The sequence below is a fragment of the Modestobacter sp. VKM Ac-2986 genome, assembly GCF_026967795.1.
Lineage (GTDB): Bacteria > Actinomycetota > Actinomycetes > Mycobacteriales > Geodermatophilaceae > Modestobacter.
Map to the genome: position 1 here is coordinate 127,126 of NZ_JAPVBH010000006.1, position 13,426 is coordinate 140,551.

The 13,426-nt window shown below is 74.2% G+C and carries 15 protein-coding genes; 5 read left to right on the forward strand and 10 right to left on the reverse strand.

Annotated features, from left to right (window positions below):
- Nucleotides 1–60 precede the first annotated feature (60 nt).
- A complete protein-coding gene (locus O2W14_RS16050) occupies nucleotides 61–885 on the forward strand; it encodes a formate/nitrite transporter family protein (RefSeq protein WP_269177114.1) in 825 nt (274 codons plus the stop codon).
- Here O2W14_RS16050 and O2W14_RS16055 read toward each other — a convergent pair.
- Nucleotides 882–1,427, reverse strand: a complete 546-nt coding sequence (locus O2W14_RS16055; protein ID WP_269177115.1) for a DUF1990 family protein — start codon at nucleotides 1,425–1,427, stop codon at nucleotides 882–884. The genes O2W14_RS16050 and O2W14_RS16055 overlap by 4 nt on opposite strands.
- Before the next feature lie 43 nt (nucleotides 1,428–1,470).
- Between O2W14_RS16055 and O2W14_RS16060 the strand changes: the two genes are divergently transcribed.
- The 3 genes from O2W14_RS16060 (at nucleotide 1,471) to O2W14_RS16070 (ending at nucleotide 5,066) form a co-directional block, all read left to right on the forward strand.
- Complete coding sequence (locus O2W14_RS16060) at nucleotides 1,471–2,328, forward strand: HipA family kinase (protein ID WP_269177116.1); 858 nt, start codon at nucleotides 1,471–1,473, stop codon at nucleotides 2,326–2,328.
- Complete coding sequence (locus O2W14_RS16065) at nucleotides 2,325–2,714, forward strand: DUF3037 domain-containing protein (protein ID WP_269177117.1); 390 nt, start codon at nucleotides 2,325–2,327, stop codon at nucleotides 2,712–2,714. The genes O2W14_RS16060 and O2W14_RS16065 overlap by 4 nt, the downstream gene beginning before the upstream one ends.
- A gap of 120 nt (nucleotides 2,715–2,834) precedes the next feature.
- On the forward strand, nucleotides 2,835–5,066 hold the full coding sequence (locus O2W14_RS16070) for a PhoX family protein (protein WP_269177118.1): 2,232 nt from the start codon (nucleotides 2,835–2,837) through the stop codon (nucleotides 5,064–5,066).
- A 107-nt stretch (nucleotides 5,067–5,173) separates the two neighbouring features.
- On the opposite strand, the gene O2W14_RS16075 is transcribed toward O2W14_RS16070, so the two are convergent.
- The 6 genes from O2W14_RS16075 to O2W14_RS16100 all read right to left on the reverse strand — a co-directional run bounded on the left by O2W14_RS16075 (nucleotide 5,174) and on the right by O2W14_RS16100 (nucleotide 9,517).
- Complete coding sequence (locus tag O2W14_RS16075; protein WP_269177119.1) at nucleotides 5,174–5,611, reverse strand: VOC family protein; 438 nt, start codon at nucleotides 5,609–5,611, stop codon at nucleotides 5,174–5,176.
- A gap of 50 nt (nucleotides 5,612–5,661) precedes the next feature.
- Nucleotides 5,662–5,958, reverse strand: coding sequence for a 4a-hydroxytetrahydrobiopterin dehydratase (locus O2W14_RS16080; RefSeq protein ID WP_269177120.1), 297 nt, complete (start codon nucleotides 5,956–5,958; stop codon nucleotides 5,662–5,664).
- Between the two features lie 74 nt (nucleotides 5,959–6,032).
- The gene (locus tag O2W14_RS16085; protein WP_269177121.1) at nucleotides 6,033–6,746 is read right to left on the reverse strand and encodes a phosphoadenylyl-sulfate reductase; all 714 of its coding nucleotides are present in this window, start codon (nucleotides 6,744–6,746) and stop codon (nucleotides 6,033–6,035) included.
- Nucleotides 6,743–6,913, reverse strand: coding sequence for a hypothetical protein (locus tag O2W14_RS16090; RefSeq protein ID WP_269177122.1), 171 nt, complete (start codon nucleotides 6,911–6,913; stop codon nucleotides 6,743–6,745). The genes O2W14_RS16085 and O2W14_RS16090 overlap by 4 nt, the downstream gene beginning before the upstream one ends.
- Nucleotides 6,910–8,583, reverse strand: a complete 1,674-nt coding sequence (locus O2W14_RS16095) for a nitrite/sulfite reductase (protein ID WP_269177123.1) — start codon at nucleotides 8,581–8,583, stop codon at nucleotides 6,910–6,912. Before O2W14_RS16095 ends, O2W14_RS16090 begins: the two co-directional genes overlap by 4 nt.
- A 214-nt stretch (nucleotides 8,584–8,797) precedes the next feature.
- Nucleotides 8,798–9,517: a (deoxy)nucleoside triphosphate pyrophosphohydrolase gene (locus O2W14_RS16100; RefSeq protein ID WP_269177124.1), complete on the reverse strand. Its 720-nt coding sequence runs from the start codon at nucleotides 9,515–9,517 to the stop codon at nucleotides 8,798–8,800.
- Nucleotides 9,518–9,553: 36 nt separating this feature from the next.
- Here O2W14_RS16100 and O2W14_RS16105 point away from each other — a divergent pair, with 36 nt between their 5' ends.
- Complete coding sequence (locus O2W14_RS16105) at nucleotides 9,554–10,027, forward strand: RrF2 family transcriptional regulator (RefSeq protein ID WP_269177125.1); 474 nt, start codon at nucleotides 9,554–9,556, stop codon at nucleotides 10,025–10,027.
- Nucleotides 10,028–10,036: 9 nt separating this feature from the next.
- Here the strand turns inward: O2W14_RS16105 and O2W14_RS16110 are convergent, their stop codons facing one another.
- The 3 genes from O2W14_RS16110 to O2W14_RS16120 form a co-directional block, all read right to left on the reverse strand.
- Nucleotides 10,037–11,392, reverse strand: coding sequence for a metallopeptidase TldD-related protein (locus tag O2W14_RS16110; protein ID WP_269177126.1), 1,356 nt, complete (start codon nucleotides 11,390–11,392; stop codon nucleotides 10,037–10,039).
- Nucleotides 11,389–12,885: a TldD/PmbA family protein gene (locus O2W14_RS16115; RefSeq protein WP_269177127.1), complete on the reverse strand. Its 1,497-nt coding sequence runs from the start codon at nucleotides 12,883–12,885 to the stop codon at nucleotides 11,389–11,391. The genes O2W14_RS16110 and O2W14_RS16115 overlap by 4 nt, the downstream gene beginning before the upstream one ends.
- 130 nt (nucleotides 12,886–13,015) lie before the next feature.
- Nucleotides 13,016–13,186, reverse strand: coding sequence for a CsbD family protein (locus O2W14_RS16120; RefSeq protein ID WP_269177128.1), 171 nt, complete (start codon nucleotides 13,184–13,186; stop codon nucleotides 13,016–13,018).
- Nucleotides 13,187–13,426: the final 240 nt, after the last annotated feature.

The following is a 13,426-nucleotide window of genomic DNA, read 5'->3' on the forward strand; positions in this document are numbered from 1 at the left end:
CTCCGGGACGACGCGCAGTCCGAGCAGCGGACGTCGGCGTGTGCGAGCACGAGGAGCACCGTGGCAGTCCACGACCAGACCGACGCCCGCAGCGAGCTCGGGGACAGCGACGGCCCGCAGGAGGACCAGCTCCAGGAGGCCTTCGACACGATCGTCAGCGAGGGCGCGCAGCGGCTGCACCGCAGCTGGCGCGAGGTGCTGACCACCGGCCTGGCCGGCGGCATCGAGGTGGCCACCGGCGTCCTGGTGCTCTTCGCCGTCTACGCCGAGACCGGCAGCCACCTGCTCGCCGGCCTGGCCTTCTCCGTCGGCTTCATCGCCCTCGCCCTGGCCCGCAGCGAGCTGTTCACCGAGGGCTTCCTGGTGCCGGTGACCGCGGTCGCCGCCGGCCGTGGGAGCACCGCGCAGCTGGGCAAGCTGTGGTCGGGCACCCTCGTGGGCAACCTGGTCGGCGGCTGGCTGTTCATGTGGCTGGTCGTGCAGGCCTTCCCCGACCTGCACGCCACCGCGATCGAGAGTGCGACCCACTTCGTCGACGCCCCGCTGGACCTGCAGTCGGCCTCGCTGGCCTTCCTCGCCGGCATCGCCATCACGCTGATGACCCGCATGCAGCACGGGACCACCTCGGACGTCGCCAAGATCGTCGCCGCGGTCGCCGGCGCCCTGGTCCTGGCCGGGCTGCAGCTGTTCCACTCGATCCTGGACTCGCTGATCGTCTTCGCCGCGCTGCACGCCGGTGCCCCGTTCGGCTACGGCGACTGGGCGGCCTGGTTCTGGTACACCACCCTGCTCAACATGGCCGGTGGCCTGTTCGTGGTCACCCTGCTGCGCCTGGTGCGCAGCAAGGACATGCTCCAGCGCGAGCGCGCAGACGCCGGGGCCTAGCCCGCCGCGGCCCGCCCGATCGCGGCGACGTACCGGTCCAGGGCGAGGGTCTGCACGCGCCGGCTGACCGGGGCGCCCAGCCGCGACAGCGGGGTCGCCAGCCGGGAGAAGGCCCGCAGCTCGTAGACGACCCCGCCGTCGGGACGCAGCCGGACGACGAAGGACTCCTCGCCGCTCTCCGGGTGCCCGGGCAGCGTGCCGTAGGCGAAGCCGCGGCGGTCGGGCTCGTCGACGACCCAGACCACCCGGCACGGGACGTCCAGCCCCAGCCGCGGCAGCCCGGCGGTCATCAGGACGACGGTGCCCACGGTGCTGGCCGGCCCGTCGGCGCGGATCCGCAGCCCGGCGCCGCGCTGGGCGTCCCAGCGGAACACCGCCGCGGCCGCCCGCTCGAAGGCCTCCCGCCCGGCGCCGACCACGTGCTCGCGCTCGACCAGGTGGTAGCCGGCGGGCAGCGCGCCGGAGCGGGTGCCACCCACCTCGGGGTAGGTGAACGGGGCGTCGGCGTACTGCGCGACGGTGGCGCGGCGGAGGAGTCCCACGAGCCCAGTCTGCGCGCGGCCTGCCGGTAGGGTCGGCCGCACTGTGCTCGCCGCCGTCTCCGCCACCCGCTACGTCACCCCGCTGCGCGAGGGTGGCTCCCTGCCCGGTCTCATGGAGGCCGACGACCTGGGCACCTACGTGGTCAAGTGGCGGGCCGCCGGCCAGGGCGTGAAGGTGCTCGCCGCCGAGGTGGTCTGCGGTGAGCTGGCCCGCCGGCTGTCGCTGCCGGTGCCCGCGCTGGTGACCGTCGACGTCGTCCCCGAGCTCGCGGTGGGGGAGCCGGACTATGAGGTGCAGGAGCTGCTGCGCAACTCCGCCGGGGTCAACCTCGGGATGGACTACCTGCCCGGGGCGCTGGACTTCGAGGCCGGGGCCGCGCGGGTCACCCCGGAGCTCGCCGGGCGGGTGCTGTGGTTCGACGCGCTCATCGGCAACGTCGACCGCTCGTGGCGCAACCCGAACATGCTCTTCTGGCACGGTCGGCTGCACCTGATCGACCACGGCGCCGCGCTGACCTTCCACCACCACTGGCCCGGTGCCCCGGCCGCGGTGACCCGCGCCTACGACGCCGCCCAGCACGCGCTGATCGAGTGTGCCCCCGACGTCCCGGCCGCCGACGCCGCGCTCGGCCGGCTGGTCACCCGGCCGCTGCTCACCGACGTCCTCGCCCAGGTGCCCGACGCGTGGCTGGAGGGTCCGAGCCCGGACGACGCCCCCGACGCCGTCCGCGAGCGCTACGTCGACCAGCTGCTGGGCCGGCTGGACGCCCGGGCCGCCTGGCTGCCCGGGGTGGTCGCCGCCGCGGCCGCCGGGGGCGCCGGCCGGGGGAGTGCCCCGCGGGGTGAGAACCGGCCGTCCTGGCTGGGCCCGCCGCCGCCGGAGGGCGTGACGCAGCGGTGAGGGAGACCTTCGAGTACGCGGTGCTGCGGGTGGTGCCGCGGGTGGAGCGCGGGGAGTCGCTGAACGCCGGCGTCCTGGTCTACTGCCGTCAGCGGGACTACCTGGGCTCGCGCGTGCACCTGGACGTCGACCGGCTGCGGGCCCTCGACCCCACCGCCGACCCCGTCGCGATCACCGCCGCGCTGCAGGCCTCGGCCGACGTCTGCGCGGCCGCGGTGGGCGTGGGGGCCGCCGGGCGGGAGGCGCTGGGCTCGCGGTTCCGCTGGCTCACCGCGCCGCGCAGCACCGTCGTCCAGCCCGGCCCGGTGCACACCGGCCTGACCGCCGACCCCGACGCCGAGGTCGACCGCCTGCTCCGGCTGCTCGTCCTGCCCGTCACCGACTGACCCGCGCACCAGGCGTCACAGCCGACCCACAGATCACCCCGGGTTCACCTGCTGTTCGTGGTCGCGGGGGCTGGCCACACCTAGCGTCGAGCGGGAAGTCACGCCGATCAGAGGACCCTCATGACGGACATCGTCCCCGCTCACCGCCGCCTGCTGCTCCCGCTGCTGAACACGGTCCGGCACGGCAGTCGCAGCCACTCGACGTGCTACTACAAGTGCGGCAACGCCTGCGACTCGCAGGTCCCGAACACGACGGACAACCCGGCCATCGGTGACGTCATCGAGGGTGCTTTCAGCCGGCGCACCCTGTTCAAGGCCGCCGGTGCCGGGGCCCTCGTGGTGGCGGCGGGTCCGCTCCGGTCCACGCCGGCGATGGCCACCGAGATGCCGACGGAGAAGTGGCGTCCGCGGCCCGACTCCGCGCTGACCTTCGAGCCGGTCGAGCAGAACCTCCTCGACGAGCTCGTCACCGCCGACGGCTACCAGTACGCCGTCGTGATGCGCTGGGGTGACCGGGTCCTGCCGAACGCGCCGGAGTTCGACGTCGACGCCCAGACGCCGGAGGCCCAGGCGATGCAGTTCGGCTACAACTGCGACTACATCGGGCTGCTGCCCCTCGACAAGAACGGCCGCCGGGCACTCCTCGTGGTCAACCACGAGTACACCAACGAGCAGCTCATGTTCTCCGGGGTGGCCAGCGAGGACGCGCCCACCACTCCCGTGCAGAAGCGCATCGCGATGATGGCGCACGGCATCTCCGTCGTCGAGGTGCGCCGGGACGGGCGGACCGGCAGCTGGCGGCCCGACCCCGCCGGCAAGCGCAACCGGCGCATCACCACCGACACCGCGTTCGAGCTGACCGGTCCGGTCGCCGGCTCCGAGTACGTGCGCACCAGCGCCGACCTTGCGGGGCGCACCGTCCGCGGCACGCTGAACAACTGTGCCGGCGGGATGACCCCCTGGGGCACCACCCTGCACGGGGAGGAGAACTTCAACCAGTACTTCGGGGCGTCGACGGTCGTGGTCGAGAACCCGAAGGAGCCGCGGAACGCCCGGTACGGCATCTCCACGACCAAGCCCCCCGGTCGCCGGTGGGACCAGGTCGACTCCCGGTTCGACATCACCAAGGAGCCCAACGAGCCGAACCGGTTCGGCTACGTCGTGGAGCTCGACCCCTCCGACCCCACGTCCACCCCGAAGAAGCGCACGGCGCTCGGACGGTTCAAGCACGAGGGTGCGAACGTCCAGATCGCCGAGGACGGACGGGTGGTCGCGTACTCCGGTGACGACGAGCGGTTCGACTACATCTACAAGTTCGTGTCCAGGAAGCGTTACCGGCCGGGTCAGGACAAGGCCTCCCGCGCGCACAACCTGACGTTGCTGGAGGAGGGCGACCTCTACGTCGGACGCTTCACCGGCGACTCCCCGGCCGCGCAGATCGACGGCCGGGCGACGCTGCCGGCCGACGGCGAGTTCGACGGCACCGGTCAGTGGATCCCGCTGGTCAAGGACGGGAAGTCGATGGTGCCGGGCAAGTCGGTGGCCTGGGTGCTCACCTTCACCCGACTGGCCGCCGACCGGCTGGGCAAGCAGCTGGACGCCGCCGGCGACTTCCCGGACCCGACGAAGGTCGTCGTCCTCGACCCGGCCAAGCTGCCGACGCGGATGGACCGGCCCGAGGACATCCAGGTCAACCCGGTCAACGGTCGTGTCTATGCAGCGCTGACGAACAACTCGCAGCGCACGGTCGCCGACGAGGCGAACCCGGTGGCCACCTCCTTCGCCTTCGACGCGGCGGACAGGACCTACAAGGAGCGCGTCGGCAACCGCAACGGCCACGTGCTGGAGTGGCTGGAGACCGACGGGATCGCCGGTGACGACTTCTACTGGCGGGTCTTCCTCGTCGCCGGTGACCCGGAGCTCCCGGGGACGTACTTCGCCGGGTACGACAAGACGCAGGTGAGCGCCCTGTCCTGCCCGGACAACCTGGAGTTCGACCCGGCCGGCAACCTGTGGATCTCCACCGACGGCAACGTGCTGTCCACGGTGAACCGGGCGGACGGCACCTTCGCCGGGAGCAACGACGGGCTGTTCGCCGTGCCGACGGCCGGACCCGAGCGCGGGCACCTCAAGGCGTTCCTGACGGTGCCGCTGGGCGCGGAGTGCAGCGGACCCCTGATCACCTCCGACGCCCGGTCGGTCTTCGTCTCGGTGCAGCACCCGGGTGAGACGAGCGGTTCGACGCTGGACAAGCCGTCGAGCACCTGGCCGGACCGCGCGACCCGGCGGCCGTTCCCGCGCCCCAGCGTCGCGGTCGTCTTCCGCACCGACGGCGGCCGGGTCGGCAGCTGACCCGTTGACACCTGGAGCCCCGGCCGCGGTCGGGCCGGGGCTCCAGCGGGTCGCGGCGCTCGACGGGACGGTCCTGCCGACACCGGCAGGTACCGCAGGCACGCCGCTCAGGTGCAGAACTCGTTGCCCTCCGGGTCGGTCAGCACGGCCCACGAGGTGCCCATCCCGGACCGGTCCTCGACGAACGTCGCGCCGAGGGCGGTGAGCCGCTCGACGGCTGCGGCGATCCGCTGCTGCTGCTCGGCCGGCGGCACCGACGGCCCGCCGCCGGCCTGCAGGTCCAGGTGCACCCGGTTCTTGACCGTCTTGGGCTCGGGCACGCGCTGGAAGAACAGCCGGGGCTGGGTCGGGTCGGTGCTCTCCACGGCGGAGGCGTCGTTCCAGTGGTCCTCCGGCACGCCGCGGGCGGCCAGCCAACTGGGCCAGTCGGCCGCACCGTCGGGTGGGCCGGGTACGCGGTAGCCGCGGTCGCTCAGCGCGGCAGCCCAGAAGGTGGCCAGCCGCCCGGGGTCCTGGGCGTCGAAGACGATCTGCACGGGTCGCACTGCTCCAGCGTGCCCGAGGTCGGCGCCCGCGGGAACCACCGAGTGCGCGGTCAGCCCTCGGCGGCCAGGAGCTCGTCGGCGCGGCGGGCGAACTCCACGTCGAGCTCGGTCACCGCGTCGACCGAGTGGGTCAGCAGGTGCACGGTCAGGGTGCCGTAGCCGATCTCGACGTCGGGGTGGTGGTCCAGGGCGTCGGCGACGTCGGCCAGGGCGAGGACGTGCGCCGCGGCGGCACGGAAGTCGATGCCCCGGGTCCGGCGGTGGATGCCGTGCACGTCACCGGCCCAGTCGGGCAGTTCCGCCAGGGCGTCGGCGAGGTCCTCAGGGCTGAGCGGGGTGCGGGCCATGCGCCGATCCTGCCGTCCTCGGCCTCGTCCCAGGGCCCCGCGGCGCGCGTCGTGGGGAGGGACGAGGTCCTCCCTCAGGTGTGCAGCCCGCACTCGACCTTGTTCCTGCCGGCCCAGCGGCCGGCCCGGGGGTCCTCGCCGGGGGCGACGGGGCGGGTGCAGGGCGCGCAGCCGATGGAGGCGTACCCGATCTCGGCCAGCGGGTTCACCGGCACCTGGTGCTCGGCGATGTAGGCGTCCACGTCGTCCTGCGTCCAGGCGGCCAGCGGGTTGACCTTCACCATGCCGCGCTTGGCGTCCCAGTCGACGACCTTCGTGCCGGTGCGGCTCGCCGACTCGTCGCGGCGCACCCCCGAGCCCCAGGCGGTGTAGCCGGCCAGGGCGGCGGCCAGCGGCTGCACCTTGCGCAGCGCGCAGCACAGGTCGGGGTCGCGCTCGTACAGCCGCGGCCCGTGCTCGGCGTCCTGCTCGGCGACGGTGCGCGCCGGCATGATGCTGTGCACCGTGATCGGCATGACGCTGCTGATCCAGTCGCGGGTGCCGATGGTCTCGGCGAAGTGGTAGCCGGTCTCCAGGAACACCACGTTCACCCCGGGGACGGCGCGGCCGGCCAGGTGCGCCAGCAGACCGTCGGCCATCGAGGAGGTGATGGCGAAGGAGTCGCCGAAGGTCTCCCCGGCCCAGGTGAGCACGGCCAGCGCCTGCTCGACCGGGTCGGCGATGCCCTCGAAGCGGGCGTCGGCCTCGGCGGCGAGCTCGGGCGTCGGTGTCGCGATCGCAGTCGTCATGGGCGCTGGACCCCCGTTCCGGTCAGGTGGACGGTGAAGCTCCGCAGGCAGGCGCCGCAGCGCCAGCCGTCCGGGTCCTCGCCGTGCGGGAGGAGGTCCTCCTCACCGCAGTACGGGCAGTGGAACACCGGCAGCTGGCGCTGCCTTCCCGACCCGCTCTCGCTCATCGCAGCCAGTCGTCCTCGGCCCGCGCCACGTAGGCGGCGAACCGCTCGCCCTCGCTGCGCCGCTCCATGAACCCGCGCAGCACCCGCTCGCAGTAGTCCGCGGTCTCGTCCTTGGTGATCTTGTGGGCGCGCAGCTTGCGGCCGAAGGTCGCCTCGATGCCGAGGTGGCCGCCCAGGTGCACCTGGAAGCCCTCGACGCTCTCGCCGGCGGCGTTGGTGACGATCATGCCCTTGAAGCCGATGTCCGCGGTCTGGAACCGGGCGCAGGCGTTGGGGCAGCCGTTGACGTTGATCGCGATCGGCTCGTCGAAGTCCGGCAGCCGGTTCTCCAGCTCGGTGAACAGCTCCTGGGCGTGGGCCTTGGTCTCGACGATCGCCAGCTTGCAGAACTCCAGGCCGGTGCAGGCCATCGTGCCGCGGCGGAAGGCGCTGGGGCGCACCTGCAGGTCCAGGGCGTCCAGCTCGGCGATCAGCGGCTCGACAGCATCGTCGGCGACGTCGAGGATGGCCAGCTTCTGCTGCGCCGTCGTCCGGATGCGGCCCTGCGCGTACCGGTCGGCGAGCTCGGCGACCTGGGCGAGCAGGGTGCCGCTGACCCGGCCGGTGCGCAGCGCGAAGCCGAGGACATTGCGCCCGTCGCGCTGCTTGGAGACGCCGACGTGGTCGCGCTGGTCGTGCGCGGCCGGCGCGGGGGCCGGGCCGTCGGGCAGCGCCTCGTGCAGGTACTCGTCCTGCAGCACCTGGCGGAACTTCTCCGGACCCCAGTCGGCGAGGAGGAACTTCAGCCGCGCCTGGGTCCGCGACCGGCGGTAGCCGTAGTCGCGGAACACCGAGCACACCCCGGCCCAGACGTCGGAGACCTGGTCGGGGCGGACGAAGACGCCCAGCCGCACGGCCAGCTTCGGGTTGGTCGACAGGCCACCGCCGACCCAGACGTCGTAGCCGGCCTCGCCGTCGGCGTCCACGACCCCGACGAAGGAGAGGTCGTTGATCTCGTGGCCGGTGCAGTGGTCGACGCAGCCGGACATCGAGGTCTTGAACTTGCGCGGCAGGTTGGAGAACTCCGGGCTGCCGACGTACTTCTCCACCGTCTCGGCGATGACGCCGGTGGCGTCGATGACCTCGTCGGCCAGGACGCCGGCCAGCGGGCAGTTGAGCATGGTGCGCGGGGTGTCGCCGCACGCCTCCATGGTCGACAGGCCCACGGACTCCAGGCGGTCCCAGATCTCCGGGACGTCCTCGATGCGGATCCAGTGGTACTGGATGTTCTGCCGGTCGGTGACGTCGGCGACGTCCCGGCCGAAGTCGGTGCTGATGCCGGCCAGCACGCGCAGCTGGTCGGAGGAGAGCTGGCCGCCGTCGATGCGGGCGCGCAGCATGAAGTAGCGGTCCTCGAGCTCCTCGGGCTCCAGCACGGCGGTCTTGCCGCCGGGGATGCCCTGGGCGCGCTGGGTGTAGAGCCCGAACCAGCGCATCCGCCCACGCAGGTCGCCGGGGTCGATGGAGTCGAAGCCGGCCTTGGAGTAGATGTCGATGATCCGCTGGCGCACCTCGAGCCCGTCGGAGTCCTTCTTCATCCGCTCGTTCGGGTTCAGCGGCTCGCGGTAGCCCAGCGCCCACTGGCCCTGTCCACGGACGGGCCGGCTGCTGCTGCGGGTGGGGGTGGACACGTCAGGAGATCTCCATCTGCGCTGCGCACGGGACGTGCGCGACGCGGCCGGGGGGAGTGCAGCGGGGAGGGGCTGCCGAACTGGGGCCGGGGGTCAGCGCGCGGCGCGACACGCGGCGCTGCAGACGCGCGCCAGGTCGACGTGCAGGCGCGCCACGAGGGGAACGCCGCAGTCCGTCACGCCCCGATCGTCCCACACGCGGGGGCCGGAGGGGTCACGGCCGGGCGAGCAGGGCCCGGACGGCGGGCAGCAGCGGCCGGTCGGCGGGGATCCAGTCCAGCGCCTCCAGCTCCTCGGCGCCCAGCCAGCGCAGCTCGGAGTGCTCGTGGGCGACCAGCTCGCCGTCCGTCACCCGCCCGGACCAGACCCGCAGCGTCGAGGCGCCCGGCGCGCCGCCGGCCACCACCCCGTCCAGCGGCACCTCCCCGAGGAAGGACCCCGGGGCGATCGCGACACCCAGCTCCTCCCGGCACTCCCGGACCAGCGCCGACAGGTCGGACTCGCCGCGCTCCACCTTGCCGCCGGGGAACTCCCACAGCCCGGCCAGCCCGCCGGTGCCGCGCTGGGCGACCAGCACCCGGCGCCGGTCGTCGACCAGGGCCGCGCCGACCACCTGGGTAACGTCCAGCGCGCGCCGGGCGGCCGCGGCGGCGTAGCCGTCCAGGTGCGCGGCCATGGCCCGGGCGACCCGCCGCCGCCCGCGCGGCAGCCCGTCGACCTGCTCGTGCACGAGCGTGCCCGCGGCGGTGGCCTGGAACGTGCGGGTGTGCACCAGGCGCCCGCCGCCGTGCGAGGCCCGGTACTCGTCGCGCCAGGGTCGCTGCGACACCACCTCGGTCAGCGGGCGGGCCCACGGGCGCCCCAGTGCGCGGGCGACGTCGAAGGCGACGGTGAGCGGGGCGTCCACCAGAGTGGTGAACCGCAGCTGCGACACGGGGGCCAGCTTCCCAGACACGGCAGACTGACCTCCGTGCGCATCTCCGCCCGGGTCGACTACGCGGTGCGGGCAGCCGTCGAGCTGGCCGCCGTCGCCCCCGAGTCCCTCACCTCCGACCGGATCGCGCAGGCGCAGGGCATCCCGGCGCGCTTCCTGCAGGCCATCCTGGGCGACCTGCAGCACGCCCGGCTGGTCACCAGCCAGCGCGGCCGGGAGGGCGGGTACCGGCTGGCCCTGCCGCCGTCGGAGGTCTCCATCGCCCGGGTCATGCGGGTCGAGCAGGGCTTCCTCGCCGAGGTGCACGGCCAGCGGCCGGAGGACGTCGAGTACCCCGGAGCGGCGGCGCCGCTGTCCTCGGTCTGGGTCGCCGCGCGCGAGGCCTACCGCCGGGTGCTGGAGAACGTCACCCTGGCCGACGTCGTCGCCGGCCGGATGCCCCCGGAGGTCGCGGAGATGATCGAGCTGGACAGCGCCTGGCGCTCCTTCGGTCTCCCCGCCCGCGACTGACCCGCTCGCTCAGCCCGCGGCGTTGCCGGTGACGTTCCAGGCGGCCAGCCGCAGCGCGGGCACCGCGACCCGGTTGTAGCCCATCGGCCCCATCAGCCGGGTCGGCTGCCCCTCCACCACCGAGCCCACCGTGACCGCACCCGGGGCGAGGGCCTCCAGGTAGGACTGGGTGAAGCGCAGCGTGCTCACCGGGGCCACGACCTGCCCGTCCTCGACCAGCCAGACGCCGTTGCGGGTCAGCCCGGTCCACACCGACCGCTTCGGGTCGACGGCCCGGGTGTACCAGAGGTCGCTGACCAGCAGGCCGCGGTCCAGCCCGGCCACGAGCTCCTCGACCGTGCCGCCGTCACCGGCCGACAGCGCCGGGTCGCCGGCCACCGGGCCCCAGGTGGAGCCGACGTCCGAGCCGTGCCCGGACGACGTCCGCCCGAGCGCCGCGGCCACCCGCCGGTCGGTGGTCAGGCCGACCGGGACGCCGTCGCGCACCAGTTCGGTGCGCCCGGTCGGCGTCCCCTCGGTGTCGAAGGGCAGCCCGACGCCGCCCTGCGGGTCGTCGACCAGGGTGACCGCGGGGTCGAACTGCTGGTCGCCCAGCCGCAGCCCCGACGTCCCGTCGACGACGGCCTTGCCGTTGAACTGCCCCGACACCAGCCCGGCGACCAGGTCGGTCACCGCGGCCGGCTCCAGCACCACGGCGTACCGGCCCGGGTCGACCGGGACGGCGTCCACGCCGGCGCGGGCCTTGGCCCCGGCCCGTGCACCGAGGGCGGCACAGTCGAGGTCGGCCAGCCGCCCGGTCATCGCGCGGGCCACGCCGTCGGCGCCGGTGAGCCGGGCGATGCCGTCGCCGATCGCCGAGGTGGTCGCGCCACGCAGGTGCCGGCCGGCGGTGTCGGCGAGCACGGTGGTCAGCGACGCGGTCTGCACGAAGCCGGCGGTGCTCAGCCCGCCGGCGCCCTCGACGAAGGCGGCCACGCCGGCCGCGCGCTCGGCGGGGGAGGCCTCGGCGGTCGCGGGGTCGTGGGAGCCGGCCGAGGTCGGTGGCGCGGGCGTCCCGAGCCCGGGCCAGTCCGGGTCGCGGGGGCGCAGCCGCGCCGCGGCCAGGGTGGCGGCGACCAGGTCGGCGAGCGCACCGGGGCGGGCGCGGGTGGTCGCCGCCGTCGCCGTCCGGCCGCCGTCCACGGCCAGCTGCAGGTGCACCGTCACACGCTCGTCGGCGACGTTCTGGTGGATCGCGGAGTCGGCGAACCGGGTGAGCGCCAGCGCTGCCTGCTCGACGCGCACGGTGGCCTGCGCGGCGGGCCCGGCCTGCCGGCGCACCTCGCCGAGGACGGCGGCGGCGAGGGCGTCGAGGTCGGCGGTCACCCGCGCACCCCCACCCGGACGCCGGAGAAGCGGGCCGGCGCGGTGCCGTGCCCGGTGTGGCCGGTCTGCCCGGGCTGGCCCTTGCCGCAGTTGGGCGTGCCCCACGCCTTCCACTCGCCGGGGGCCGCGCCGCCGAGCATGTCCAGCGACTGCCAGAACCGTGGCCCGATGCCGGTGTAGGAGGGGTTCTTCAGCATCCGCCCGCGCTGCCCGTCCTTGACCTCCCAGCCGATCTCGCAGCCGAACTGGAAGTTGAGCCGCCGGTCGTCGATCGACCAGGAGCGGTTGTGCTCCATGTACACGCCGTCGTCGGTGGCGGCGAGCATCTCCTCCAGCGTGTGCGGCCCGGGCTCCAGGCCGACGTTGGTCATCCGCACCATGGGCAGCCGCGCCCAGCCGTCGGCGCGCACGGAGCCGGCGTAGGGGAGACCGGCCACCGCCGCGGAGTCCCGCCCGGCCAGGACGCCGACCCACACGCCCTCGCGCACGGCGTCCCGGGCGGCGGCCGGGGTGCCCTCGTCGTCGAAACCGAAGGAGCCCAGCGCGCCGGGGATGGTCGGGTCGATGGTGACGTTCATCAGCTCCGAGCCGAAGCGCAGCGAACCCAGCTGGGAGAGGTCCAGCCAGGAGGTGCCGGCGAAGGCGGCCTCCCAGCCGAGGATGCGGTCGAGCTCGATCGCGTGCCCGACCGACTCGTGGACCTGCAGCGACATCTGCTCACCACCCAGGACCAGCGTGGTGTCCCCGGAGGGGCACTGCGGGGCGGTGAGCAGCTCCTGGCACTCCGCGGCGATCCGGTCGGCGTGCGCGGGCAGGTCGATCTCGCGCACCAGCTCGAAGCCCCGGGTGCCGTACTGGCCGCGGAAGGCCGGGTAGGAGCGGCGCTGGGTCTCCCCGTCGCCCATGGTCAGGCAGTGCATGCCCGCGCCGGTCTCGACGACGTGCTGGCCGATCCGCGCGCCCTCGCTGGAGACGAACGCGGTCCGGGTGTCCCAGGCCTGGTACAGCGCCTCGGCGACCGCGACACCCGCCGCCTTCATCGTCGCGGTGACCCCGGTGAGGAGCGCGGCCTTCTCCGCCAGCGGGACGGCGAAGGGGTCCTCCAGGCACGTGCTGGACCACCCGCCCTGCACCGGCGGGACGGCGACCAGCTCCATCGGCGGCCCGGGGACGGCGGCCGAGGCCCGCGCGATCGCGGCGGCCCGCGCCCCGGTGCGCCGGGCGTCGGCGTCCCCGGCCGGGTCGCCGAGGGCGGCGAAGCCCCACGAGCTGCCGACCAGGGCCCGGACGCCCAGCCCGACCGACGCCGTCTGGTCCAGCGTGCGGACGTCGCCGTCCCGGGCGGTGATCGACTCGTGCCGCCGGTCGACCACCCGCGCGTCGGCGTAGCGGGCGCCGGCGGCCAGCGCGGCCTGCACGGCGGCGGTGGCCGCGTCGAACGCGGCGGCGTCCACGGCGGCCGGGACGGCCCCGATCTGGTTAGCAGTGCTCATCACCGGCCATCCTGCGCCCCGACCCGGGCGGGCACAACAGCGCGGGCGTGCCCGGCCCGGACGTGCGAGAGCGCCGCCCCCGACGTTCCGGGGACGGCGCTCTCGCAGCGGCCTCAGCGGCCGCGGTGGCTCACTTGAAGACGTCCTTGACCTTCTCGCCGGCCTGCTTGACGTTGCCCGCGGCCTGGTCCTTCTGGCCCTCGGCCTGCAGGTCGGGGTTGTCGGTCGCGTCGCCGACGGCCTCCTTGCCCTTGCCGGACAGTTCCTGGGCCTTGTTGTTGAGCTTGTCCATGGCGCTCATGGGTCCTCCTCGGTTCGGCAGGTGGTCCGCCCACACCTACCCGGGGGCGCCCGGCGCACACGCACTCCCAGCCACCTGACAGGCCCGCCGGACGCCGTCGCGGGAGCCACGTCTCCTGCGTGTTCCGCGCGCGAGACGAGGTCGTGACGTGAGGTAACAAAACGGTGACGGTCGTGGACTCACTCTTTCGGGTCTGCCTAGGGTTCGCCCGTCGCCCCTGCTCGACAGCGTTCCGACAGC

What these genes read in the sequence shown, in the direction of transcription:
- O2W14_RS16070 (WP_269177118.1), top strand. Translation starts at nt 2,835, where the DNA reads ATGACGGACATCGTCCCCGCTCACCGCCGCCTGCTGCTCCCGCTGCTG.
- O2W14_RS16080 (WP_269177120.1), bottom strand. Translation starts at nt 5,958, where the DNA reads ATGGCCCGCACCCCGCTCAGCCCTGAGGACCTCGCCGACGCCCTGGCG.
- O2W14_RS16085 (WP_269177121.1), bottom strand. Translation starts at nt 6,746, where the DNA reads ATGACGACTGCGATCGCGACACCGACGCCCGAGCTCGCCGCCGAGGCC.
- O2W14_RS16090 (WP_269177122.1), bottom strand. Translation starts at nt 6,913, where the DNA reads ATGAGCGAGAGCGGGTCGGGAAGGCAGCGCCAGCTGCCGGTGTTCCAC.
- O2W14_RS16115 (WP_269177127.1), bottom strand. Translation starts at nt 12,885, where the DNA reads ATGAGCACTGCTAACCAGATCGGGGCCGTCCCGGCCGCCGTGGACGCC.
- O2W14_RS16120 (WP_269177128.1), bottom strand. Translation starts at nt 13,186, where the DNA reads ATGAGCGCCATGGACAAGCTCAACAACAAGGCCCAGGAACTGTCCGGC.